General features: G+C 61.5%; 24 protein-coding genes. 12 read left to right on the top strand and 12 right to left on the bottom strand.

What is annotated here, in order from left to right; all coding sequences use genetic code 11:
- Nucleotides 1-264: 264 nt before the first annotated feature.
- A complete protein-coding gene (locus AC0R79_RS29580) occupies nucleotides 265-1,935 on the top strand; it encodes a putative bifunctional diguanylate cyclase/phosphodiesterase (protein ID WP_179693290.1) in 1,671 nt (556 codons plus the stop codon).
- Nucleotides 1,936-2,042: 107 nt separating this feature from the next.
- Here AC0R79_RS29580 and AC0R79_RS29575 read toward each other — a convergent pair whose 3' ends face one another.
- Nucleotides 2,043-3,437 carry a NorM family multidrug efflux MATE transporter gene (locus tag AC0R79_RS29575; RefSeq protein ID WP_085606085.1) on the bottom strand — a complete coding sequence of 465 codons (1,395 nt, stop codon included), beginning with the start codon at nucleotides 3,435-3,437 and terminating at the stop codon, nucleotides 2,043-2,045.
- A 157-nt stretch (nucleotides 3,438-3,594) separates the two neighbouring features.
- Between AC0R79_RS29575 and AC0R79_RS29570 the strand changes: the two genes are divergently transcribed.
- Both AC0R79_RS29570 and AC0R79_RS29565 read left to right on the top strand, forming a co-directional pair.
- Nucleotides 3,595-4,515, top strand: a complete 921-nt coding sequence (locus AC0R79_RS29570; RefSeq protein WP_127800610.1) for a LysR substrate-binding domain-containing protein — start codon at nucleotides 3,595-3,597, stop codon at nucleotides 4,513-4,515.
- A gap of 183 nt (nucleotides 4,516-4,698) precedes the next feature.
- Nucleotides 4,699-6,675, top strand: a complete 1,977-nt coding sequence (locus AC0R79_RS29565) for a methyl-accepting chemotaxis protein (RefSeq protein WP_474732660.1) — start codon at nucleotides 4,699-4,701, stop codon at nucleotides 6,673-6,675.
- Between the two features lie 105 nt (nucleotides 6,676-6,780).
- Here AC0R79_RS29565 and AC0R79_RS29560 read toward each other — a convergent pair whose 3' ends face one another.
- Entirely contained in the window at nucleotides 6,781-8,274 is a 1,494-nt protein-coding gene (locus tag AC0R79_RS29560; protein ID WP_474732658.1) for a YifB family Mg chelatase-like AAA ATPase, read from the bottom strand.
- A gap of 1,098 nt (nucleotides 8,275-9,372) precedes the next feature.
- Here AC0R79_RS29560 and AC0R79_RS29555 point away from each other — a divergent pair.
- Entirely contained in the window at nucleotides 9,373-9,678 is a 306-nt protein-coding gene (locus tag AC0R79_RS29555) for a HigA family addiction module antitoxin (protein ID WP_474732656.1), read from the top strand.
- A gap of 252 nt (nucleotides 9,679-9,930) precedes the next feature.
- Here the strand turns inward: AC0R79_RS29555 and AC0R79_RS29550 are convergent, their stop codons facing one another.
- Nucleotides 9,931-10,191 carry an accessory factor UbiK family protein gene (locus tag AC0R79_RS29550; protein ID WP_007920416.1) on the bottom strand — a complete coding sequence of 87 codons (261 nt, stop codon included), beginning with the start codon at nucleotides 10,189-10,191 and terminating at the stop codon, nucleotides 9,931-9,933.
- A gap of 398 nt (nucleotides 10,192-10,589) precedes the next feature.
- On the opposite strand from AC0R79_RS29550, the gene glnK reads away from it, so the two are divergent.
- The 4 genes from glnK to sutA all read left to right on the top strand — a co-directional run bounded on the left by glnK (nucleotide 10,590) and on the right by sutA (nucleotide 13,373).
- On the top strand, nucleotides 10,590-10,928 hold the full coding sequence (gene glnK / locus AC0R79_RS29545; RefSeq protein WP_002555808.1) for a P-II family nitrogen regulator: 339 nt from the start codon (nucleotides 10,590-10,592) through the stop codon (nucleotides 10,926-10,928).
- Between the two features lie 37 nt (nucleotides 10,929-10,965).
- Nucleotides 10,966-12,303 carry an ammonium transporter gene (locus tag AC0R79_RS29540; RefSeq protein ID WP_007951904.1) on the top strand — a complete coding sequence of 446 codons (1,338 nt, stop codon included), beginning with the start codon at nucleotides 10,966-10,968 and terminating at the stop codon, nucleotides 12,301-12,303.
- 215 nt (nucleotides 12,304-12,518) lie between these two features.
- Nucleotides 12,519-12,944 carry a secondary thiamine-phosphate synthase enzyme YjbQ gene (locus AC0R79_RS29535; RefSeq protein WP_011336526.1) on the top strand — a complete coding sequence of 142 codons (426 nt, stop codon included), beginning with the start codon at nucleotides 12,519-12,521 and terminating at the stop codon, nucleotides 12,942-12,944.
- A 102-nt stretch (nucleotides 12,945-13,046) separates the two neighbouring features.
- The gene (gene sutA, locus AC0R79_RS29530) at nucleotides 13,047-13,373 is read left to right on the top strand and encodes a transcriptional regulator SutA (protein ID WP_007951900.1); all 327 of its coding nucleotides are present in this window, start codon (nucleotides 13,047-13,049) and stop codon (nucleotides 13,371-13,373) included.
- A gap of 65 nt (nucleotides 13,374-13,438) precedes the next feature.
- Here sutA and AC0R79_RS29525 read toward each other — a convergent pair whose 3' ends face one another.
- From AC0R79_RS29525 to lptM, 6 genes are read right to left on the bottom strand one after another with little or no spacing between them, the layout of a single operon-like run.
- Nucleotides 13,439-14,143, bottom strand: a complete 705-nt coding sequence (locus AC0R79_RS29525) for an HAD family hydrolase (RefSeq protein ID WP_375744449.1) — start codon at nucleotides 14,141-14,143, stop codon at nucleotides 13,439-13,441.
- Nucleotides 14,140-15,039, bottom strand: a complete 900-nt coding sequence (gene xerC, locus AC0R79_RS29520) for a tyrosine recombinase XerC (protein ID WP_007951897.1) — start codon at nucleotides 15,037-15,039, stop codon at nucleotides 14,140-14,142. Before xerC ends, AC0R79_RS29525 begins: the two co-directional genes overlap by 4 nt.
- Nucleotides 15,040-15,041: 2 nt before the next feature.
- Nucleotides 15,042-15,767 (bottom strand): DUF484 family protein, encoded by a 726-nt coding sequence (locus AC0R79_RS29515; protein ID WP_007951894.1) that lies wholly within the window; start codon nucleotides 15,765-15,767, stop codon nucleotides 15,042-15,044.
- Nucleotides 15,768-15,780: 13 nt separating this feature from the next.
- On the bottom strand, nucleotides 15,781-16,611 hold the full coding sequence (gene dapF, locus AC0R79_RS29510) for a diaminopimelate epimerase (RefSeq protein WP_011336523.1): 831 nt from the start codon (nucleotides 16,609-16,611) through the stop codon (nucleotides 15,781-15,783).
- A gap of 4 nt (nucleotides 16,612-16,615) precedes the next feature.
- The gene (gene lysA / locus AC0R79_RS29505; RefSeq protein ID WP_474732652.1) at nucleotides 16,616-17,863 is read right to left on the bottom strand and encodes a diaminopimelate decarboxylase; all 1,248 of its coding nucleotides are present in this window, start codon (nucleotides 17,861-17,863) and stop codon (nucleotides 16,616-16,618) included.
- 9 nt (nucleotides 17,864-17,872) lie between these two features.
- Complete coding sequence (gene lptM, locus AC0R79_RS29500) at nucleotides 17,873-18,046, bottom strand: LPS translocon maturation chaperone LptM (protein ID WP_007951888.1); 174 nt, start codon at nucleotides 18,044-18,046, stop codon at nucleotides 17,873-17,875.
- 239 nt (nucleotides 18,047-18,285) lie between these two features.
- Between lptM and cyaY the strand changes: the two genes are divergently transcribed.
- The 3 genes from cyaY to rnk all read left to right on the top strand — a co-directional run bounded on the left by cyaY (nucleotide 18,286) and on the right by rnk (nucleotide 19,386).
- A complete protein-coding gene (gene cyaY / locus AC0R79_RS29495) occupies nucleotides 18,286-18,618 on the top strand; it encodes an iron donor protein CyaY (protein WP_007951887.1) in 333 nt (110 codons plus the stop codon).
- Between the two features lie 4 nt (nucleotides 18,619-18,622).
- Nucleotides 18,623-18,847: a DUF1289 domain-containing protein gene (locus AC0R79_RS29490; protein ID WP_074690015.1), complete on the top strand. Its 225-nt coding sequence runs from the start codon at nucleotides 18,623-18,625 to the stop codon at nucleotides 18,845-18,847.
- A 128-nt stretch (nucleotides 18,848-18,975) separates the two neighbouring features.
- Complete coding sequence (gene rnk / locus AC0R79_RS29485; RefSeq protein WP_007951886.1) at nucleotides 18,976-19,386, top strand: nucleoside diphosphate kinase regulator; 411 nt, start codon at nucleotides 18,976-18,978, stop codon at nucleotides 19,384-19,386.
- A gap of 6 nt (nucleotides 19,387-19,392) precedes the next feature.
- On the opposite strand, the gene AC0R79_RS29480 is transcribed toward rnk, so the two are convergent.
- The 3 genes from AC0R79_RS29480 to AC0R79_RS29470 form a co-directional block, all read right to left on the bottom strand.
- Complete coding sequence (locus AC0R79_RS29480) at nucleotides 19,393-22,236, bottom strand: class I adenylate cyclase (protein WP_474732649.1); 2,844 nt, start codon at nucleotides 22,234-22,236, stop codon at nucleotides 19,393-19,395.
- A gap of 194 nt (nucleotides 22,237-22,430) precedes the next feature.
- Nucleotides 22,431-22,676 carry a TIGR02647 family protein gene (locus AC0R79_RS29475; RefSeq protein ID WP_007951883.1) on the bottom strand — a complete coding sequence of 82 codons (246 nt, stop codon included), beginning with the start codon at nucleotides 22,674-22,676 and terminating at the stop codon, nucleotides 22,431-22,433.
- Between the two features lie 191 nt (nucleotides 22,677-22,867).
- Nucleotides 22,868-23,152 (bottom strand): hypothetical protein, encoded by a 285-nt coding sequence (locus AC0R79_RS29470; RefSeq protein ID WP_007951881.1) that lies wholly within the window; start codon nucleotides 23,150-23,152, stop codon nucleotides 22,868-22,870.
- A 123-nt stretch (nucleotides 23,153-23,275) separates the two neighbouring features.
- On the opposite strand from AC0R79_RS29470, the gene AC0R79_RS29465 reads away from it, so the two are divergent.
- Nucleotides 23,276-23,935, top strand: coding sequence for a glutathione S-transferase family protein (locus AC0R79_RS29465; RefSeq protein WP_474732646.1), 660 nt, complete (start codon nucleotides 23,276-23,278; stop codon nucleotides 23,933-23,935).
- Nucleotides 23,936-23,938 lie beyond the last annotated feature (3 nt).

Raw genomic sequence — 23,938 nt, 5'->3', positions numbered from 1 at the left:
ACGAAAATTCGGGAGTCGTTGACGAAATGGGCCGGCATTTTAACAGGCTCAGCGATTTGTGCTGCTCTCTCCGACTTGTGACGCAGCACGCGATTCAAATTTGCCGGTTTTGTTACTTTCACGCAGGATGCGCGGTGATTTTGCGGCTAATGTTCTCATTCGTGACACAAAATAACGTTTTGATAACCGTTGTCGTTTGGTCATTGGTAGCCGCAACGGCATAATGCCCGCCGCCCACATCATTGCAGAGTCTAGGGAGTCAGCTTGACTACGCCTGTCGAACCCTTGCGTTTGCTGCTACTGGCCGAAGAGCCAGCGTGGACAGCGTTATTGCGCGAGTGTCTGGCTCCGTTGGGGAGTGCGGCGGTGCTGATCAGCGCGCCGAACTGGGAGTCGGTCAGCAGTCTGTTCGAAGACAACCGCCACGCGGTGTTGTTGACCGTTCCCGCGTTGCAGCCGGCGCCCGGCCGTTGCAGCCTGCCGACGGTATTGCTTCTGGAACACGAACCGGCGACCGCGCCCGACGGCGTCAGCGACTGGCTGGTATTCGATGCCCTCGATGCCGGCATGCTCCGGCGTTGCCTGCGGCATGTGCGCGAACGTGGCGTGCTGGAAAACACCCTGCAACGCCTGGCCGAACAGGATCCGCTGACCGGCATCGCCAACCGTCAGGGCTTCCAGACCCTGCTCACGGCGCGCCTCGCCGAAAACGACGGCCGTGGCCTGGCCCTCGGGCACCTCGATCTCGACAACTTCCGCCACGCCAACGACGCCCTCGGCCACCAGGCCGGCGACCGCCTGATCCTGCAAGTCGTCGCGCGGCTGAAAAGCCAGCTGGAAGTCGGCGATCAACTGGCGCGCCTCGGCAGCGATGAGTTCGCCTTGCTGATCGACACCCGCCGCGCCCCGCAACGGGCCGAGTGGATGGCCGAACGCATCACTGAAGCCCTGGCCGAACCTTACTGGGTCGATGGCGAAAGCCTGCTGATCGGCTCCAGCCTCGGCATCGCCCATGCCCGTGCCCAGGGCGGCGCCGATCCGCTGATGTGGCACGCGCACATCGCCATGCAGCAGGCCAAGAGTACTCAGGGCTGCACCTTTCACATCTTCAACGAACGAATCAACCGCAACGCGCGAAGCATGGCCGACCTCGAAAGCGAGCTGCGCCGGGCCTTGCGTCGCGACGAGCTGGAGTTGCACTACCAGCCGCGCCTGAACCTGCAGGACGGCCAGATCGTCGGCCTCGAAGCGTTGGTGCGCTGGCGTCACAGTGAACGCGGCCTGCTGCCACCGAGCGAATTCGTGCCGCTGGCCGAACAGAGCGGTCTGATCGTGCCGCTGGGTTACTGGGTGATTTCCCGGGCCCTGCGCGACATGCAGGCGTTGCGCGAGCGCGGACTGCCGGCGCTGCACATGGCGATCAACCTGTCGTTCCGCCAGTTTCAGGACAGCCAGTTGTTGCCGACGCTCAGCCGTCTGATCGCCGAGCGCGGGGTCGAGGCGCAATGGCTGGAATTCGAACTCACCGAAACCGCCGTGATGCGCCGCAGCGATCTGGTCAAGCAGACCATGGACGCGCTCGGTCGCCTCGGCGTGCGTTTTTCGCTGGATGATTTTGGCACCGGGTTCTCATCGTTCGTGCACCTCAACAGCCTGCCGATCACGTTGTTGAAGATCGACAAGAGCTTTGTTGGCGGCATGGAGCAGCGCGAAGAGAACCGCAAACTGGTGCACGCGATGATCAACCTTGCGCACAACCTGCATCTGGAAGTGGTGGCCGAAGGGGTGGAAACCCGGGAGCAGCTGGATCTGCTTCGCGGGTTCGGTTGCGATCAGGTGCAGGGTTACCTGATCAGCAAGCCGTTGCCGTTGACGGAACTGGTTGATTACCTGGTGGCTGATGCCAGTCAGCCACCGCTGGGAATTGTGGTTTAGCCTCAAGACCCTGTGGGAGCGAGCTTGCTCGCGATGGCGGAGTATCAGTCGAACGATTAGTCACTGACACACCCTTATCGCGAGCAAGCTCGCTCCCACAGTGAAACTCACTCGGGCTGAGCGATCTTGAAGTCTTGAGGTTGCGGCTCGAGCCGAATCATCCGCTTCATCTTCCATTCGAACGCCAGCGTCAGGCTCACCGCCGCACACGCCAGCCCCAGCGCCAGGCCCCACCAGACGCCGGTCGGCCCCCAGTGCAGATGGAACGCCATCAGCCACGCCGCCGGCGCGCCGATCAGCCAATAGCAACCGAGCCCGACCAGGAATGTGGTCTTGGCATCCTTGAGCCCGCGAATGCAGCCCATGGCAATCGTCTGCGTGCCGTCGAACAGCTCGAACCACGCTGCCACGGCGAGCAGGCTCACCGCCAGACGAATCACCTCGGCAAACGCCGGGTCGTTATGGTCGAGGAACAAACCGACCAGTTGATTCGGCAACAACCAGAACACCATCGCAAACCCCAGCATCACCACCGCACCAAAGACGATGCCGACCCGCCCGGACATCCGCGCATCGCTCAATTGCCCGGCGCCGTAGTGCTGGCCGACGCGCATGGTGATCGCATACGACATCCCCGCCGGAACCATGAACGCCACCGAGACGATTTGCAGGGCGATCTGGTGCGCCGCCAGTTGCGTGCTGCCCATGGTGCCCATGCACAGCGCCGCGAAGGCGAACAGCCCGACTTCCACCGCGTAGGTTCCGCCAATCGGCAGGCCCAAACGCCAGAGTTCTTTCAGGTACTGCCGGTTCGGCCGCGACAGGCCTTCGCGCAACGGGTAGGCGTCATAGGCCGGATGCCGGCGAATGTGCCAGGCCAGTGCGAGTGCCATGCAGTTGGCGACAATCGCCGTGACCAGGCCGATACCGGTCAGCCCGAGTTTCGGCAGGCCGAACATGCCGGTGATCAGCGCGTAATTGAGCAGGAAGTTGGCCACCGTGCCGGCGAGGCTGATGACCATCACCGGCGTTGCCCGGCCGATGGCGCTGGTGAAACCGCGCAGGGCCATGAAACTCAGGTAGCCGGGCAGGGCGAACGGCAGGGCGATCAGAAATTGCCCGGCGGCGTTGACGTTGGTCTCGGTCTGGCCGAACAGCAGCAACACCGGTTTCAAGTTCCACAACAGCAACCCGGCACCGAGCGCCATCAGCCACGCCAGCCAAAGCCCGGCCTGAGTCAGGCGGGCGGCGCCGATGATGTCGCCGGCGCCCTGACGAATCGCCACCAGGGTGCCGACCGCCGCAATCACGCCGATGCAGAAGATCGACACGAACGAATAGCTTGCCGCGCCCAGGCCACCGCCGGCCAGCGCTTCGGGGCTGAGGCGGGCCATCATCAGGGTGTCGGTCAGCACCATCAACATGTGCGCCAACTGCGAGGCGATCAACGGCCCCGCCAGCCGCAGGATGGCCCAGAGTTCGGTACGCACAGGACGCTGCATGTTTTCACATCCTTATAGAAGAGGGAGCAAGAGACCGTCGATTCTCAGGGTTTGGCGCGGGTTGCACAAAGGGATAAAAAGGATGGGTGGCATGATTAAAACTCATCCTGCCGCGATTCTGCTAAGTTGGCGCAATCCCGCCATTGGAGCGTTGTGCATGTCCCGTCGTCTTCCACCCTTGTATGCCCTGCGCGCATTCGAAGCGGCGGCCCGCCACAGTTCGTTCACCCGGGCAGCCGAAGAGTTGTCGATCACTCAAAGTGCGGTGAGCCGGCACATCCGTACGCTCGAAGAGCACTTCGCCTGCCGCTTGTTCCACCGCAGCGGGCGCAATCTGCAACTGACCGAGTCGGCGCGCCTGCTGCTGCCGGGCATCCGTGATGGCTTTGCCGCGCTGGAACGGGCCTGCAATACCTTGCGCGCCGAAGATGACATCCTGCGCATGAAAGCCCCGTCGACCCTGACCATGCGCTGGTTGCTGGCGCGGCTCAGTCGCTTTCGTCATCTGCAGCCAGGTAACGAGGTGCAACTGACCAGCGCGTGGATGGACGTGGATTCGGTGGACTTCAACAACGAACCCTTCGATTGCGCGGTGTTGCTCAGTGACGGGCATTTCCCGCCGGACTGGGAAGCCAGCCTGCTGTTTCCGGAGGAGCTGATTCCGGTTGGCGCGCCGAACCTGCTCAACGATCAGCCGTGGGACGTGGCGCGGCTGGCCAGCGCCGAGCTGCTGCACCCGACGCCGGATCGCCGGGACTGGCGCAGCTGGCTGGAACACATGGGGCTGTCGGATCAGGTGTCGCTCAAGGGCGGGCAGGTGTTCGATACCTTGGAACTGGGGATGATTGCGGCGGCTCGGGGCTATGGGGTTTCCATGGGCGATCTGCTGATGGTGGCTGAAGACGTTGCGCAAGGACGCCTGAGTCTGCCGTGGCCGACGGCGGTCGCCAGCGGACTGAATTATTACCTGGTGTGGCCAAAGACCCGTCCGGGAGGTGAACGTTTGCGCCGCCTCAGCGACTTCCTGCAAGGCGAAGTCCGCGCCATGTCGCTGCCGGCGGTCACGCGCTTGAGCTGAAACGTTCGAGCCTGCACAATGCCGGCCTTTCGCCATAACCCTGCTGTTCGCTCAAGTATTCGGTTTTACCGCCGAATACGTGCATGTGGAACCGTCGTGCCGGTCTCCACTATTCACCCCCACTATTAGAAAATTTCCGAGTCGGGATCAAGGAGGATCCCGTGGCTCGGCCAGGAGCTGTCCATGTCTCAACCTCGCGCTCGGATCGCCTCGCAGCTGGGCCTCGCGCTCGCCGTGATACTGGCGATAGTCATCAGCGGCAGTACGGTGTTCGCCCTGCGTTCGCTGGACACCGCCAACCTCGCCACCCGTGAAGAACACCTGGCCAGCGAGGCACGCCTGCTCGCCGATCAGCTGAGCACTTTTCACGGCACGCTGCGTGAAAGCACCCAGCGCCTGAGCGGGCTGTTCGAGAAGCGCTTTAGCGCGGGTCTGAGCATTCACCCGAGCGAGCCGGTCAATGTCGCGGGCACCCAGACCCCGGGCCTGCACCTGGGCAGCGAAGTGTTGAACAACAACTTCAAGGAAGTCGACGAGTTCAAACAGATGACGGCGGGTGTCGCCACGCTGTTCGTGCGCAGCGGCGAAGACTTCATTCGCGTCAGCACTTCTTTGAGCAAACAGGACGGAACCCGCGCCATCGGCACCGTGCTCGACCACGCCCACCCGGCCTATGCGAAATTGATGGCGGGGCAGGGTTACGTCGGGCGCGCCTTGTTGTTCGATCGTTCCTACATGACTCAGTACACCCCGGTGCGTGACAGCAGCGGCAAGGTGATCGCGGTGTTGTTCGTCGGCTTCGATTACACCGACGCGCAGAACGCCCAGTTCGCCAATCTCAAGCGCTTCCGTATCGGCCAGACCGGCTCGCTGGCGCTGCTGGACGAAAAGAACCAGTGGCTGGTCGCGCCGGCCGGTGTGCAGGCGCTGGATCAAGCGGTTCCTGTGATCAACGGTCTGGCGAAAGCGCCGGGTAAAGGACAGTTCTGGAGCGACAAGTCCGAAGACTTCTACAGCATCGCCGTGCCGTTCGAAGGCGGCCCGTGGTCGGTGGTGGCGAGCATGCCGAAAGCCGAGATCCGCGCAGTTACATGGAGCGTCGGCACTCAGCTGGCCATCGGCAGTCTGCTGGCGATGCTGCTGGCGGTCGGTTCCGTGGTCTGGTTGCTGCGCAGCAAGCTGGCGCCGCTGGGTGATCTGGTCCGTCAGGCCGAAGCCTTGGGTGCCGGTGATCTGAGCGTACGTCTGAGCGTGTCGAGCAACGACGAAATTGGCCAGTTGGCTCGCGCGTTCAACCAGATGAGCCAGGCCCTGTCGACCATGGTCGAGCACATCCGCCGCGCCTCGGAAGAGGTCAACCGTCGGGCTCAAGCCCTGTCCGGGCTGTCTGGTGGCGCCTATGAAGGCATGGAGCAACAGTCTGGCGAAATCACCAGCATGGCCGGCGCCGTTGAAGAGTTCTCCGCCACGTCGCTGAACATTGCCGACAACATGGGCAACACCCAGCGTCTGGCCCAGGAAAATGCCCAGCAGACTCAGATCGGTCGCACGTCGATGGAAGAAGCGTCTTCCTCGCTGGAGCAGATTGCCGGCGCACTGAACACCACGGCCACCGTGATCAACACGCTCGGTCAGCGCTCCCAGGAAATCGGCGGCATCGTCAGCGTGATCACCTCGATTGCCGAGCAGACCAACCTGCTGGCGCTCAACGCTGCCATCGAAGCGGCCCGTGCCGGTGAACAAGGTCGCGGCTTTGCCGTGGTGGCCGATGAAGTGCGCAATCTGGCGTCCCGCACCCGTCAGGCGACGGACGAAATCTCCGGCATGATCCACAGCATTCAGCAGGAAACCGGCAACGCAATCAGCACCATGGAACAAGGCAACGTGCTGATGCAGGAAGGCCTGTCGCGTAACGCCAACGTCGCTTCGGCGCTGGCGCGGATCGATGAGCAGAGCCGTTCGGCAGGGCAACAGTTTGCGGCGATCACCACCGCGACCCAGGAACAGAGCAGCACCGCGACGCTGTTGAGCAGCAATCTGCAGAGCATCGCGATGGCCAACAGCGAGCAGCGCGAAGTGGTGTCGAACCTGGCAATCACCGCCAAGGAGCTGGAAGGTCTGGCAGCCGACCTGCGCCAAGAGGTCGACCGCTTCCGTTGAGGCGCCTCTGAAATAGCGATCGCGAGCAGGCTCGCTCCCACAGGGTTTTTGTTGGACCTGTGAGAGCGAGCCTGCTTGCGTTTGGGCCCGCCACGACCTCGGCACTTACTGAGTCGCCGGTCGATACTGCAACGCTTCGGCCAGATGCTCGCGACTGATATCCGCGCGCTTCTCCAGATCCGCCAACGTCCGCGCGACCTTGAGCAGTCGATGCGCCGAGCGCAGCGACAAAGTCAGTCTTTCGCACGCCGTCTCCAGCCAGGTTTCATCGGCTGTGGATAACTTGCAGTGCCTCTTCAGTCCCGGCAAATCGAGGAACGCATTGGCGCAGCCCTGGCGTTTTTGCTGACGCTCGCGGGCCTCGGCGACCAGCGTGGCCGCGCTGGCGCTGTCCTCTCCCGGTTTTACCGCAGGGTTCAGTGCTGTCGCCTCCCGCGCCACCGTCAGGTGCAGATCGATCCGATCCAGCAACGGCCCCGACAGTTTGTTGCGATAGCGCTGCACCATGTCCGGCGTGCATGAGCACTTGCCGCTCGGTTCGCCAAGATATCCACAGGGACAGGGATTCATCGCCGCCACCAACTGGAATCTCGCGGGAAACCGCACCCGTTCCTTGGCACGGGCGATCACGATGCAGCCGGATTCCAGCGGTTCGCGCAGCACCTCGAGCACCTTGCGATCAAATTCGGGCAGTTCATCGAGAAACAGCACACCATGATGGGCGAGGGTGATTTCGCCGGGTTGTGGTTTTGAGCTGCCACCGACCAGTGCCGGGCCAGAGGCCGAGTGATGCGGCTGGCGAAACGGGCGCTGTGGCCAGTGGGTCAACGGTGCGCCACTGGCAACCGATTGAATCGCCGCCACCTCCAGCGCTTCACTCTCGGCCAGCGGTGGCAGCAACCCCGGTAATCGACTGGCCAGCAACGTCTTGCCCGTCCCCGGTGGCCCGCTGAACAGCAGGTTGTGCGCACCGGCGGCGGCAATCAGCAGCGCCCGTTTGGCGGCCAGTTGGCCCTGTACTTCATTCAGGTCGGGATAAGGTTTGGCGGCATGGATCAGCCCATCCGAGACATACGGCTCGACCGGTGTATGCCCATTGAAATGCGCCACGGCCTCCAGCAGATGATCCACCGCAATCACCCTCAGCCCCGACGCCAGACAAGCCTCCTCGGCATTCGCCCGTGGCACCACCAACGTCCGCCCGGCCTTGCGTGCTGCCAGCGCCGCTGGCAACACCCCACGCACCGCCCGCACTGCGCCGGATAACGCCAGCTCACCGAGGCATTCCACGTCATCCAGCGTCAACGTTGGCACCTGCACACTCGCCGACAGAATCCCCAGTGCAATCGCCAGGTCGAAGCGCCCACCATCCTTGGGCAAGTCCGCCGGCGCCAGATTCAACGTGATCCGCCGCGCCGGAAACTGCAGCCCGGAATTGATGATCGCACTGCGCACCCGGTCCTTGCTCTCCTTCACCGCCGCTTCGGGCAGGCCGACCATGGTCAGCGAGGGCAAGCCGTTGGCGAGGTGAACTTCGACGGTGACGGCGGGAGCATCCACGCCAATCTGGGCGCGGCTATGGACGATGGCGAGGGACATGGTCGTTCCTTGAGTTGAATCGAGGGGCCGCTTCCTGCGGGTTTTTGAAGGGTAGTTGAGCCGGGTTTCAGTGTATGAATTGAGGTTTACAAGACGTATCAAGACCTGACGGCAGTGTCACTGCTTCCCTGAATTGGAGCGTTGACTCACGGCCGGCATTGACGGATCATTCCGTTCGAGGACTGCAACTGCGCATTCGTCGGGACTGGGCACCAGCAAAAGCTCCCCCGCATTTTTGGCAGCAGAGAAAGCTGGTTTCTCTGAAGTAGTGACGACGGGATAGCCTGTCGGATTCTGAACCCATGGATTTAAAGCCGGGAGCTAAAGAATCGCTGCGACTACTCCTCAAAAATATTCAAAAGGCGTCCTTCGGACGCCTTTTTTATTTCTGATTGGATGGTGCTCGTGGTATCTGCCCCACCAACGTGCCATGTGCGCGCTTTTGCGGGTACCAAGTCACCACGAAGTAACCAAATCCTGTGGCGCGCTCGTGTCGCGGTTCAAGAATCAGTGTTCCCATGGATGTTCTCAGTACCGCGACCCTGTTTCCGCATCGCTGTTCTTTGAACTCGCAATAGATTTGCGCTCCTGGGACGATCATTTTCGCAACAATCGCTGCTACCCCATCGACAGTCTGGCAACCATGCTTGAGCAAATCGGCTCTGTGCGCTTCCCATATGTGTACTACGCCAAACCACTATTCGCTCGGCGGTGAATACCTATTCGCAAATAAATCTTCCCACCTGGCAAGCCGAATTTTGGCATGTCGGGGATCGCACCAAAGATGTAACTGCCATCTGGGTGCTGAACTAGCGTGTTTTCTTTTTGTGTGAGCAAATCAGACAAGAGGTAGTCCAGAACCAGAATGTCTGGCAATCAATTTGATCCTTCTGAACTCGACGTGTTGGATCGATCAGCGTAGGTGATGGCCACGAGCGTAACTACAAGTAAAAAATCACGTAATCGGGCGCGAGAGGTGATTCTTGTAGGGCCATGCTTTGATGGTTGTAGGACGTCGGCGAAACGGTGGCGGAGGTCTTGAATAGCCGAATCGGATGCTCCAGTTTGGCCGCTCAATGCAGCCTTTGGAGGCGAAAAATGGACCGCAATGGTATGCGCCCGATTCATCCGGGGGAGGTTCTGAATAAGGAATTCATGGAGCCGTTGGGCGTGACGGTCATGGACTTGGCCATGCCCACAAACTGGCCTGAAACCGAGATCGAGAAGCTTGTGAAATGCCAACTCAGGATCTGCGCCGATCTGGCAATCAGGCTGGCCATCCACCTCAACACCACACCTGAGTTCTGGATGAATCTTCAGTCGACTTACGATTTGCGAAAAGATGAAATTGAGAGAGGAGCTTCCATCCGTCACCAAGTAGAGCGGCTAGTGCATTGCGCTTGATCTGAATCCCAGGTCGTACGGCTGGGAGCTGAACAGTTACTGTGACTACTCCTCAGAAAACCGATTGTCGCAGCTATCTCGAGGCGAAAAAAAACCGTCTTGAGGAGACGGTTTTCAGTTGCAGGCTTCGGTGAGGCCAAGGCCTGCGCATCCTTAGTGGACACACTCGCGTATCCCGAGGTTATGCATGTTTGCTCAGTGGCACAAGCATGAACGAAATTCTTCCAGCCAGTTGCGGGCTGGAATGAGGCCTCACTCAGCCGGCGGCGTCAGCTTCGCTTCCATCTCCGCCACCTTCGCCTCAAGGCTCTCGAGCCGGGCGCGAGTGCGCGCCAGCACGACCATCTGACTGTCAAACTCTTCGCGGCTCACCAGGTCCAGTTTGCTGAAGGCACTTTGCAGCAGCATTTTGAACTGGCTTTCGATTTCGGCTTTTGGCAAGGGCGTGTCGCCGCTGAACAGGCGGGAGGCGGTGCCGCTCAGGGCGTCGAGGAAGTCTTTGGGCGCGAGCATGGGATATGTCCTGGAAACTATGGCCGGCAGTGTATCACGCAGTGTCTATAGTCATTCGTGCAGGCACGGATGCACGCTTTTCGCGCAACTGGATGCACGGCCACGCACCGTTGTTGTGCGTATCCCGAGTGCCATTTGGGTGATGGCATCTGCCGCAGCGGCCAAGGGATTGAAATCAGTGGTTTTTGGCGAGATGGCAAGCTTTCTGCTTAGTCACCTTCGACCCATGCACTGATGCAGTCGCTGTGACGAATGCAGTGCGGCAGACGGAGCGGGGAGTTTCGTCTGGAGCGGTTAGCTGGCGTCGACAACGAAGCGTTACAAAGCCAGGCACTGCGCTTAGACTTGAGTCGGGTTTGTTTTCCTGGGGCAAGTCCACCAATTCGGGAGAGAGTTTCATGAAGCTAGTCACTGCCATCATCAAGCCGTTCAAGTTGGACGACGTGCGCGAGTCGCTGTCCGAAATCGGCGTGCAGGGCATTACCGTTACTGAAGTCAAAGGCTTCGGTCGGCAGAAGGGTCACACCGAGCTGTATCGCGGCGCGGAGTATGTGGTCGATTTTCTGCCCAAGGTGAAAATCGACGTGGCCATCGACGACAAGGATCTGGATCGGGTTATCGAGGCGATAACCAAGGCTGCCAACACCGGCAAGATCGGTGACGGCAAGATCTTCGTGGTCAATCTGGAACAGGCGATCCGCATCCGTACCGGCGAAACCGATACCGACGCGATCTAAACGCCGCCACAAACCCAACGCCCCAGGAGAAAACAATATGACTCTGCGTAAATTCGCAGGGCTAGGAGCCCTGTTGTCTATCGTAATGCCCGGCCTGGCCATGGCGGCAGACGAAGTGGCAGCTCCAGTCCTGAACTCCGGCGACACCGCCTGGATGCTCACCTCCACAGCCCTCGTGCTGTTCATGACCATTCCTGGCCTCGCGCTGTTCTACGGCGGCATGGTTCGGTCGAAAAACATTCTTTCCGTGATGATGCAGTGCTTCGCCATTACCGGTCTGATCAGCGTCCTGTGGGTCATTTATGGCTACAGCATCGCGTTCGACACCACCGGCATGGAGCAGGGCGTCGTCAACTTCAACTCGTTCGTGGGCGGTTTCGGCAAGGCGTTCCTGGCCGGCGTCACCCCAGCGAGCCTGACCGGCCCGGCGGCGCTGTTCCCCGAGGCGGTCTTCATCACCTTCCAGATGACCTTCGCGATCATCACCCCGGCGCTGATCGTCGGTGCGTTCGCCGAGCGGATGAAGTTCTCCGCGATGCTGATCTTCATGGGCATCTGGTTCACCCTGGTCTATGCACCGATCGCGCACATGGTCTGGTCCGGCAACGGCGGCCTGATGTGGGACTGGGGCGTGCTCGACTTCGCGGGCGGCACCGTGGTGCACATCAACGCCGGTGTGGCCGGTCTGATTGCATGCCTGGTACTGGGTAAACGCAAAGGCTTCCCGACCACCCCGATGGCGCCACACAATCTGGGTTACACCCTGATGGGCGCGGCGATGCTGTGGGTTGGCTGGTTCGGCTTCAACGCCGGTTCCGCTGCGGCCGCCAACGGCACCGCCGGCATGGCGATGCTGGTGACCCAGATCGCGACCGCTGCTGCTGCACTGGGCTGGATGTTCGCCGAGTGGATCACCCACGGCAAACCAAGCGCACTGGGTATCGCATCCGGCGTCGTTGCAGGTCTGGTTGCGATCACTCCGGCCGCTGGCACCGTGGGCCCGATGGGCGCTCTGGTGATCGGTCTGGCTGCGGGCGTGGTCTGCTTCTTCTGCGCCACCACGCTGAAACGCAAACTCGGTTATGACGACTCCCTGGACGCCTTCGGCGTGCACGGTATCGGCGGTATCCTCGGCGCGATCCTGACCGGTGTGTTCGCCGCACCGTCGCTGGGTGGCTTCGGCACCGTCACCGACATCGCCGCACAAGTCTGGATTCAGTGCAAAGGCGTCGGCTTCACCGTGATCTACACCGCGATCGTCACCTTCATCATCCTCAAGGTGCTGGATGCCGTGATGGGTCTGCGCGTGACCGAGGAAGAAGAATCGGTCGGCCTGGATCTGGCACAACACAACGAGCGCGGCTACAACCTGTAAGCACGCGCCGCAAAAAACTTGCCCGGCTCGCCGGGCATTTTTTTGTCTGGAATTTGTCTTCCCTGATACAGCTGAAAGGATTTTTCGTACTGCTTTGGTCGTGTCTACGACGAGTGTTTTTCTGCGGCCAAAGGCTTACATCATTGAAGGAATATTAGGGCCTTTGTTTTTTTCCAGAGCGCGCTAGAATGCGCCCCGAACGTGCGGAGAACTGTATGTGGCAACAGACTCTGATAACCCTGCGGGCACGGCCCCGGGGCTTTCATCTGGTGACGGACGAGTTGCTCGCCGGCCTGCCCGAACTCAAGGCATGCCGGGTCGGTCTGTTGCATTTGTGGCTGCAGCATACCTCGGCGTCGTTGACCATCAACGAGAACGCCGATCCGGCGGTACGTCGCGACTTCGAACGATTTTTCAATCGTCTGATCCCACAAGGAGCAGACGGCTATGAGCATAACGACGAAGGCCTGGACGACCTCCCGGCGCACTTCAAAGCCAGCGTGCTGGGCTGTCAGATCAGTTTGCCGGTAACGGCGGGCCGACTGGCACTGGGCACCTGGCAAGGCGTTTACCTGGGCGAGCACCGTGATCATGGCGGTGCCCGTAAAGTCCTCGCCACCTTGCACGGTGAAGGGGCATAAACCGTTGGTCACCAATGGTTACCGATTTTTTTCCGGCGACTTTCGACAGTCGCCAAAGCTGGTCTATAACTAATCTGCTTTTCGCAAGTCATGAGGTAGAACATGAGCGACGATGATCTGGAAAACGACGACCTCGAAGTAGGCGACGAAGACGAGGCCGAAGACGGTCTGGAAGCAGCAGCGGAAGACGTTGCTGAAGACGATGGCGGTGACGATACGCCGGCCCCGGCTGCCAAAGGCAAGGCCAAGGCTGCGGTGTCGGTCGACGAATTGCCGAGCATCGAAGCCAAGAACAAGGAGCGCGATGCCCTGGCCAAGGCCATGGAAGAGTTCCTTGCGCGCGGCGGCAAGGTGCAGGAAGTGGAGGCCAACGTGGTCGCCGATCCGCCCAAGAAGCCGGACAACAAGTACGGCAGCCGCCCTATCTGAGGCGTGTCGCTTGCTTGCTGAAAAAGCCCGCCGTCGCTGCGGGCTTTTTCATGGGCGAAAGAAAATCAGCCGCGGCTGTTCCAGCGGGCGAGCACGGCAGGCAGATCGTTCAGGCTGCGAATCTCGGCATCCGGCAGGCGTTCTGCTTCCCAGACCTTGCCGGCCGGGTTGAACCAGATCGCACGCAATCCGGCCTGCTGCGCCCCGGCGATGTCATCCCCCGGGTGATCGCCAATATGCACAGCGGCTTCGGCGCTCACGCCGCCGCGTTGCAAAGCCTCGTGGAACAGTCGCGCATCCGGCTTGGCGATGCCGATGTCTTCGGCGCACAACGCAAACTTGAAGTAGTCCGCCAGCCCGAGACGACGCACATCGGCATTGCCGTTGGTGACGACTCCAAGTGCGTAGTGCTTGGCGAGGGTTTCCAGAATCGGCTCGACCTCCGGAAACACCTCGATCTGATGCCGTGCATGCAGAAACACTTCAAAACTCTTGTCCGCCAGATCCGACGCTTCGCCGTGGGCGTAGCCGGCTTCTTCCAGCGCATGGAGCAGCACTCGCCGGCGCAGTGCGCTGATGCGGTGCTTCAAGCCCGGCTCACTGGCCAGCACCCGCTCGCGGATTGACCACAGATGCTCCACCGGCACCGCGCCCAGATTCGGCGCATGTTCGCTCAGCCATTCGCGCAAAACCGCTTCGGCGCTGACGATCACCGGGGCGGTGTCCCACAGGGTGTCGTCGAGGTCGAAGGTGATCAACTGGATGCTCATGAATCGTCGCCTTTCATGCGTTTGGCCCGTGGATGGGCGCTGTCGTAGACCGCCGCCAGGTGCTGGAAGTCCAGGTGGGTATAGATCTGGGTGGTCTTGATGTCCGAGTGGCCGAGCAATTCCTGCACCGCGCGCAGGTCCTGGGAGGATTCGAGCAAATGGCTGGCGAAGGAGTGCCGCAGCATGTGCGGGTGCAGGTTCTGCCCCAGTTCGCGCTCGCCGGCGAGTTTGACCCGCACCTGAATCGCTCGCGGGCCAAGACGTCGGCCCTGCTGGCTGACGAATACGGCGTCGTCCGCCGGATTGGTCAGCGCCCGCAGCGGCAGCCATTGCTCCAGTGCTTCCCGGGCCTTTTTGCCGACCGGCAACAGGCGCGTCTTGCTGCCCTTGCCGAGTACCTGAACCATGCCGTCGGCCAGATCGAGCTGATCGAGATTGAGCCCGGTCAGCTCCGACAGGCGTAGGCCGGAGGAATAGAACAGCTCCAGAATCGCCTGATCGCGCCGCGCGAGAAAATCGTCCTCGACCGCACCCTCAAGCAGTTGCAGGGCGCGGTCGGTGTCGAGGGTTTTCGGCAGCCGGCGTTCGCCTTTGGGCGGTGCCAGACCCGTTGCCGGATCGTGATCGCAGAGACCTTCGCGATTCAGATAGTGATAAAGCCCGCGAACTGCCGAGAGCAGGCGCGCCAGGCTGCGCGAGGACTGGCCCTGGGCATGCAGGCGGGCGATCAGGCTACGCAGGCGCTGGATGTCCAGCGCCTGCCAGCTGCCAATGTTCTGTTTGTTGCACCAGCCGAGGACTTTATCGAGGTCGCGCCGGTAGGCCGACAGCGTGTGCGGCGACACCTGCCGCTCACTGCGCAGGTGTTCGCAGTAAGCGTCCAGTTGCCGTTCCATGCTCAGCGTACCGAGCGCAGGGAGCTGTTGACCCGTGGCAGCACGCGACCCATGACTTCGGCGATGTAGCTGAGGAACAGCGTGCCGACCGAGCTCTTGTAGTGCTGCGGATCACGGCTGGCGATGGCCAGGATTCCGTGGATGCCCTGATGGCTGACGGCGACCACGGCGGTAGAACCGATCTGCTTGCGTTGTTCTTCGCCGAACAGGAAGTCCAGTTCATGCTCGCGCAGGCTGCCGCTGACGCTCTTGCCTTCGGTGAGCAATCCGCCGATGGCGGTTTGCGCATCGGCGTGGGTCACCCAGCGGCCGACCGGGGCCGGGTTGTCGCCGAGCAGGATCAGGCTGACGAAGGGCACCTGGAAATCCTGGCGCAGGCTGTCTTCGACGCTGATCACCACATCTTCCAGAGTGGCGGCGTCCATCAGCGCAAGAATCAGGCGGCGGGTCTTGTCGAACAGGCGATCGTTGTCCCGGGCGACGTCCATCAAGTGCGAGAGGCGGTGACGCATCTCGATGTTGCGGTCGCGCAGGATGGCCATCTGGCGCTCGACCAGCGAGACGGTATCGCCGCGCTGATGGGGGATGCGCAGGGACGGCAGCAGTTCTTCATGCTCGACGAAGAAGTCCGGATGAGCCTCCAGGTACGCGGCAACCGCTGCCGCCTCCAGGCTCTCGGACGCTGATTCACCGGACTGTCGGGCGGGTACCTGAGGCTTATCGGTCATGGCTTCTGCTCACTCAAAGACGCACTTGTCCTTCGTATACGCGCACTGCCGGGCCGGTCATCAACACCGGTTGGCCAGGGCCTGCCCACTCAATGGACAGGCGCCCGCCCGGCAGGTCGATCAGCAGTGGCGAATCCATCCACCCCTGACTGATCGCCGCTACAGCAGCAGCGCAGGCACCGGTGCCGCAGGCCTGGGTTTCCCCGGCGCCGCGTTCCCAGACGCGCAGTTGTGCGCGATGGCGGTCGATGACCTGGAGAAAACCGACGTTGACCCGCGCCGGAAAGCGCGGATGGTGTTCGATTTTCGGTCCCAGTTCATGCACCGGTGCAGTGTTGATATCGCTGACCCGCAGCACCGCATGGGGGTTGCCCATCGATACCGCCGCCAGATCGACCGGCGTACCGTCGACATCGACCTGATAACTCAGGGCTTGTTCCGGCGCTTGGAACGGAATGTCCGCCGGCACCAGGCGCGGGGCGCCCATGTTCACGCCGATCTGGCCGTCATTACGCACGTCCAGTTCGATGATGCCGCCCTTGGTCTCGACGCGGATCTGCCGTTTGGCGGTCAGGCGCTTGTCGAGCACGAAGCGGGCGAAGCAGCGCGCACCGTTGCCACACTGCTCCACTTCGGAGCCGTCGGAGTTGAAGATCCGGTAACGGAAATCCACATCCGGATTGCTCGGCGCTTCGACGATCAGCAACTGGTCGAAACCGATGCCGGTGTGCCGGTCGCCCCACATTTTTGCGTGCTTGGGTTGAATATGCGCGTGCTGGCTGACCAGGTCGAGAACCATGAAGTCGTTGCCCAGGCCGTGCATCTTGGTAAAACGCAGCAGCATGGGGTTACTCCGGCAGCAGGCTTTCGCCGGCAAACAGCTCGGCCACGGTTTCGCGGCGACGCACTTCAAATGCCTGATCCCCGTCCACCAGCACTTCGGCGGCACGGCCGCGAGTGTTGTAGTTGGAGCTCATCACGAAACCGTAGGCACCGGCCGAATGCACGGCCAGCAGATCGCCTTCTTCCAGCGCCAATTCGCGTTCCTTGGCGAGGAAGTCGCCGGTTTCGCAGATCGGGCCGACGACGTCGTAGGTACGCGCAGCGGTCTCGCGTGGCTTGACCGTAGTCACGTCCATCCAGGCCTGGTACAGCGCCGGGCGGATCAGGTCGTTCATGGCCGCGTCGACGATGGCGAAGTCTTTGTGCTCGGTGTGCTTGAGGTACTCGACCTGCGTCAGCAGCACGCCGGCGTTGGCGACGATGAAGCGGCCCGGCTCGAACACCAGCGCCAGATCACGACCGTCGAGACGCTCGCGCACAGCCTTGATGTAGTCGGCAGCCAATGGCGGCTCTTCATCGCGATAACGCACACCCAGGCCGCCACCGAGATCGATGTGGCGCAGGTGGATGCCGCAATCGCCGAGACGATCGACCAGATCCAGCAGACGATCGAGGGCATCGAGGAACGGAGGCAGGGTGGTCAGTTGCGAACCGATGTGGCAGTCGACGCCGACCACTTCCAGGTTCGGCAGGTGCGCGGCACGCACGTACACGTCTTCGGCGTCGGCGATGGCGATGCCGAACTTGTTCTCTTTGAGACCGGTGGAAATGTACGGGTGGGTGCCGGCATCGACGTCCGGGTTTACGCGCAGCGAGATCGGCGCACGAACGCCCAGCTCGGCGGCGACCACTTGCAGGCGCTCGAGCTCGTCGGTGGATTCGACGTTGAAGCAATGCACGCCGACTTCCAGCGCACGGCGCATGTCGTCACGGGTCTTGCCGACGCCGGAGAACACGATCTTGTCCGGGCTGCCGCCGGCGGCCAGAACACGTTCCAGCTCGCCACGGGAGACGATGTCGAAACCGGCGCCGATACGGGCCAGGACATTCAGGACGCCGAGGTTGGAGTTGGCCTTGACCGCAAAGCACACCAGATGCGGCATGCCGGCCAGCGCATCGGCGTAGGCCAGGTACTGGGCCTCGATGTGGGCGCGGGAGTAAACGTAGGTCGGTGTGCCGAAGCGATCGGCGATGGCGGACAGCGCCACACCTTCCGCGAACAGTTCCCCGCCACGGTAGTTAAAAGCGTCCATGGCGATCCCTTAGTAAACGTCGTGCTTGTGTGCCTTGGAGACAGGCTGCTTTTGCGAAGACTGGGCTTGCTCGGCCGGGTCCTGATCTTCATCGGGCAGGTACAGCGGGCCTTTTTGACCACAAGCCGAAACAAGGCAGGCAACCGCGACGAGCGCAGCAAGGGAAGAGATCAGGCGCTTCATGGCGAAATCCTTGAAAATGCGTTAATTGCGCCGGAGTATACCGGCCACCCGGCAGCTTGCCTATGCGACGGAACTCCCGTCCGGCGGGGCTCGGGCTGCGGCGCGGAAACTTTTCCCGCGTGGCGGGTGGATATTTCGTCGCCGGGCAGGGCGCTTGGTCGTTATCCTTTGCAATCGGCTGGCAGCGTCCGTATCTTGCGGCGCTTGAGCCTGATCAGACATTTTTTGAGGTTGCCGCAATGAGTTTGTCCGAAGCCCGTTTCCACGATCTGGTCGATGAAACCCAGGAAAAACTGGAAGACATCTTCGACGACAGCGACCTGGACATCGACATGGAGAACTCGGCCGGTGTGCTGACCGTCAAGTTCGAGAACGGCACCCAGCTGATCTTCAGTCGTCAGGAACCGTTGCGTCAGCTGTGGCTGGCCGCGGTGTCCGGTGGTTTCCACTTCGACTACGACGAAGAAAGCGAACGCTGGATGTGCGACAAGAGCGAAGAACAGCTGGGCGAAATGCTCGAGCGCATCGTCAAGCAACAGGCCGGCACCGAATTCGATTTCGAAGGCCTGTGATTTCGTGACTGATACTGCGCCCGCCCGTCCGCCGAAGCCGCTCTACAGCAACGTCAGCCCGGCCGTCCCTTCGCCGTGCACCGGAGTGTGCCGGCTGGATGAACAGAAGGTCTGCCTCGGCTGCATGCGCCATGTCGAAGACATCCGCGAGTGGCGTTCGGCCGATGACGAGCGCCGCCGGGTGATTTGTGCGCAGGCCGCTCAGCGCCGGCAGCTCGCCGGAGCGTAGCTTGTATATTTTTTGAGCTGTGATAGTGTCCGGAAACGCCTCAACCCATCGAGGCCTGGTGAAAACCCCGTCTTTTTTGGCGGGGTTTTGCTTTTTTTGTGTGCAGAAGAAAGGAGTCTGCCCGGATCATGACCGCACCTTCCATCACCCTTACCCGTCTGGACGTGCAACGTCTGGAGCGCCTGATCGACAGCCTGGATGACACGCTGCCGGGCGTGATCGCGCTGCAAACCGAACTGGACCGCGCCGATACCCTGGTCGGTCACGATGAAGTGCCTGCCGATGTCGTGACGATGAATTCCCGTGTGCACTGCCGCGAAGAAAGCAGTGGCAAGGACTACCACCTGACCCTGGTCTATCCGAAGCACGCCAACGCCGACGAAGGCAAAGTCTCGATCCTCGCTCCGGTCGGCAGTGCGTTGCTGGGCCTGAAGGTTGGTCAGCACATCGACTGGCCGGCTCCGGGTGGCAAAACCCTGAAGCTGACCTTGCTCGAAGTCGAATCGCAGCCGGCCAACGGCGGTGATTTCCCGGAGTAACCCGCCTCAGACCTGCTCGAGCGCCTCGTTCAGAGAGCGTTCCAGGTCGGCCTTGTAACGCAGATACAGATTGCTCGAACTCTGCCCGTCACCGATCACGCCCGACAGGTCCAGGTCGGTGATGTAGCAGCGGTAGCGCTCGCTTTCCCGGCGCTGCCCGACGATCTCCCGGGCGACCACGCTGAACAGCTGGTCGCCATGTTCCAGCTCGCTGAATTCCCGTTGATTGCAATACAGCGTGACCTGCACTTCGCCGGGCGCGGCTTTGCCGACGATCGCCTGCACGTCGTAGAACGGTTTGTTGACCGGCGTCTGCGGCGCCGGACGCATTTCGACCCGTCGCGCGCGTCCCGGCCCTGATGGCAATAACTGGTAATACAAGATTTCAAGGCTGGCGGCATGGCCCGCGTCCATCGGCAGCAGCGCTTCGCGGCGGAACTGGATCGATTGCAGGAACCGCTGCAACGGCACCAACAGGCTTTGCTCGTCGTGATAGGGCAAGTGCTGTTGCCACAGCGCATTGAACTCGTCGAGTACGTAGAGCTCGGCGGTTTGTTCGGTGATCCGGTAGAACACCTGAATGCATTCGGGCTGGCCCATCGGCAGGATCAACGCCAGGTCGTGGTCTTCCAGCGCCATCGGATCAAGGTGCAGCGGGCTGTAGCGCGGCTGTTCCTCGCCCAGGTAATCGAGCAGCGCCGGCAGGGTGGCGAGGGCGACATGGCTGACCTGACCCGGCACCAGCTCCAGCACGTGGTAATGCTGCTGCACCTGGATCAAGTAGCGGTGATTCAAGTCGCTGAGCAACAGGGTCTGCGCGGTGTCGACAATTTCTTCCACCCGGCGGGCGATGAATTGTGCGCGGTTGTGACAGAAACAGCGCACCCGCAGCGACGGCTGTTGCAGCCCGCGCGGCAGGTTGTTGAGGTAATCGCGCAGGCAGTCCATCAAGGCATGCGGGCCGTCGAAGCGGTTGACCAGTACCTCGTTCCAGCTGTTGAGCGTGACCTGATCCAGGGTCAGCACCAGGTTTTCGCGTACGCCGGCGTAGCTCAGGGAGTCCGTGCGCTCGGTGGTCATCAGGATGTTCAGGTCGCGGTGATGCTTGAGCGGGTCGACCCCGACATTCACCAGCATCAGCACTTCGCTCGGCACGGCGGCGCGCAGCAGCGGTTCTTCGGCAACGGTCGACAAGGGCAGGGCGATGCTTTGTTGCAGGCTGCCGAGCAGGTTGAACAGCTCGAACTCGCTCAAATCGCTGGTGCCGGGATGCAGCGCCAGTCGGGTGCTGCTGTCGATCACGCCGTTGCGGTGGCACCAGGTCAGCAGTTCCAGCAACTCGCGGCTGCGCTTGATCGGCGCAAAGTGTTCCCACTCCAGCGCCGTCAGGCTGCCGTTGTACAGGCCCCACTGGGTTTGGCCCGGTTCCTTTTTGTTCGGCGATTGCACCAGGGTCAGGGTGTCTTCGGCCAGGTCCGGGGCGATGCCGGGATTGATGAACTCGACCTTGTCGGCCTTGCGTTCGAACGCGGCATATAGCCGCCGGCCGAGAACGTTGAGGTCGCGCTTGTTGATCAGGCTGACAGTCTGCTCGGTGCGGGCGAACTGGGTCAGGAAGCGGTAGCTGTAATTCAGTTCGTTGACCAGCGCGCGGCGTTCGGCGCTGACCTGGCGGACTTTCCACTGGCTGCGGCTGTCGAGCAGCGCCAGTTGCCGCTGGTCCCAGTGCCATTCGCCGGCCAGTCTTTCCAGCAATGAGCGTTGCCAGCTCTGGGTGCGGGTGTTACCGGTGAGCTTGCGGTTGACCTTGAGATACAGCGCGCGACGTACCAGCTCAAGCCGTTCCGGCTCGTTGCGCGCTGTGAGGTATTCCTCGATCCGGCGGTAAACCACCATGTACGGGTCCAGCTCGTCGAGATCCAGCCGGTTGGCGAATACGGCCTGCTTGAAGCGCAGGCTCAGACATTGCACCTGCGGATGTTCGCTGGCGTAGACCTCGGTCAGCAGCAGCTTGAGCACCGATTTGTAAGGTGACTCGATGCCCTTGAACAGTTGCCACAGCCCGGCGCCGACGAACTCGCCCGGCGGAATGTGCGCCATCGGCCCCAGGTCGAGGGTTTCATCGTTGCGGATGAAACGCTTGGAAATCAGGGTGTGGGTGTACGCATCGTAGGCACGTTCTTCGTAGACCGGCACCAGCCACCAGATCGGTGTGCGCCCGGCCAGCCAGATCGCGGTGCGGTAAAACTCGTCCAGCAGCAGGTAATGCTGGGTGGTGCCGCAATCTTCGGAGCTGAGCTGGGTGTCGCGTTCGCCTTTGACGAAGCGCCCCGGGTCGATCAGGAAGAAGTGCGCCTCGGCCCCTTGGCTGGCGGCCCAGGTTTCGAGCAACTGGCATTTCTTGCGCAGCTCGGCCAGCTCACTATCGCTCAGGTCGGGGGCGTGACAGACCCACACGTCCATGTCGCTCTGGTCGGCCTGGGCCAGCGTGCCGAGGCTGCCCATCAGGAACAGACCGTGAATCGGCCGTGGCGGGTTGCTGCCGTGACGCGGCTTGTAGGAGAACGAGCGGGTCAGGCGTTGGGCTTCGGCAAGTGCCTCGGCGTCCGGTTCGTAATTCGACAGCCCGGCCGGCGTGCTGCCCGAGACATAACCCGGCAGCAACGGATGATTGACGTGAAAAAACAGCGGCAGCAGCGTCAGCACACTTTGCTGACGCGTCGACAGGCCTTCGAGCGCCCGGTTCAGGCGGCCTTCATTGAGTTTGAGAAAACGTGCACGTAGCTGGCTGAGTACCTTGCGGTCGATGCCTTCGTCCAGGTCGGGGCGGATTTCATGGGTGCGGGTCATGTCGGCTCAAACCGGCGCGCAGGGCTCGGAGGCAAAGGGTCTCGGGTGTCCGGGAGTTTAGCGCCTGAGCGGCAGGAGTTTTAAGCTGAATTTGTTTTTTGACGTCAGATTTCTATCGCGCGGCGATGGTCGACGTTCATGGCTGGCCCGCGGAAATCCCGTGGCAGGGGTTTCCGTGGGCAAAGTCGGGAGGATCAGGCGGTTTGCTGCTCTTTGAGAATCGTCAGTACGGTTTGCACGTTCTGTGCGGCATCGCGACCGAGGCTGGTCAGGTAACCGCCATCAGGCTGGTCTGTCAGTTCTTTTTCGAACAGGCGTTGTGCGGCGGCAATGTGCTTCGGGGCAGCGGTCTGATGAATTTTCAGACCTTCCTGGGAACTGTCCAGGTTGAAGAGTGCGAGGACTTCCAGTTCGGCAACCAACTCAGGGGTAAGCGACATAAGGACTCCAGACTTTCTAGGAATTGGACGACAGCGCCCCTAAGGTGAACCTGCCGGCGCGGCCTGTCCAGTGCGCGTGTCAGGGTTTTTGTCCCGGGGTGGATTCCAGTGTAGTCAGGGGACGGCAGAAGGCCGCGCAGATGGGTGACAAATTGTGTGGGAGCAGGCCTGCTCCCACAGCGAGGGGTCGTTTACTGCTTTTCCGGTGGCAGTTCCGGCAGTGCGCGCAGCGCGGTTTCGTACCACTCGGTATCGAACGCGCGGTCTTCGTCGAGCATCGCGTCGATTTCACAGGCCAGCACGTGGGCCATCAGATTCAGGATGTCATCGCGTTCGTAACCGACCAGCGTCAGCTTGTTGAAGGTTGCCTTGGCCGCTGGCGGGTTGTCGCTTTCGATCTGGTTCTCGATCGCTTCGATCAGTGTCGATTCGGTGAACTCTTCTTCATCATTGTCGATATCAGTCGGCTCGCTCATGGCAGGCTCCTCAAGGAAAGGCGCCAGTTTACCCGCATTCAGCGGCGTGATGCTGCTGGCGGGATTCCCTGGTGCAATCTATAAACAGGCACTGCCCACCCCGCACGGCCTGGAGGCTATGTGATGTTCAAGCTCTATGGATTCTCCGTCAGCAACTACTACAACATGGTCAAACTGGCGCTGCTGGAAAAAGGTCTGCCGTTCGAAGAGGTCACGTTCTACCCGACGCCTACGCCTGAGTCCCTGGCCATCAGCCCGCGCGGCAAGGTGCCGGTGCTGGGAGCCGAAGGTGGTTACATCAACGAAACGATGGTGATGCTCGAATACCTCGAAAGCAGTCAGAAGGGTGTCCCGCTGTTGCCGACCGAGCCGTTTGCCCGCGCTCAGGTGCTGGCGGTGGCCAAGGAAATCGAGCTGTATATCGAGTTGCCGGCCCGTGCCTGTTACGGCGAAGCATTTTTCGGTACGGCGCTGCCGGAGGCGATCAAGGAGAAAACCAAGGCTGAATTGCTGCTGGGTTTTGCGGCGCTGGGGCGTCACGGCAAGTTCGCCCCGTATGTGGCGGGCGACAGCCTGAGCATTGCGGACTTGTACTTCCTCTACAGCGTGCCGCTGGCGGCTGCGGTGGGGCACAAGCTGTTCGGTCTGGATTTGCTGGCGGAGATGCCGAAGGCCAAGGCGCTGCTGGAGCGGCTTGAGCTGAATGCGCATGTGCAGAAGATTGCAGCGGACAAGGATGCGGCGATGCCGGCGTTTTTGGCGATGATCGCAGCCAAAAAATAATTT

The organism is Pseudomonas sp. HD57-3 (assembly GCF_056113135.1).
This window is presented reverse-complemented; position numbering and strand designations above follow the sequence as displayed.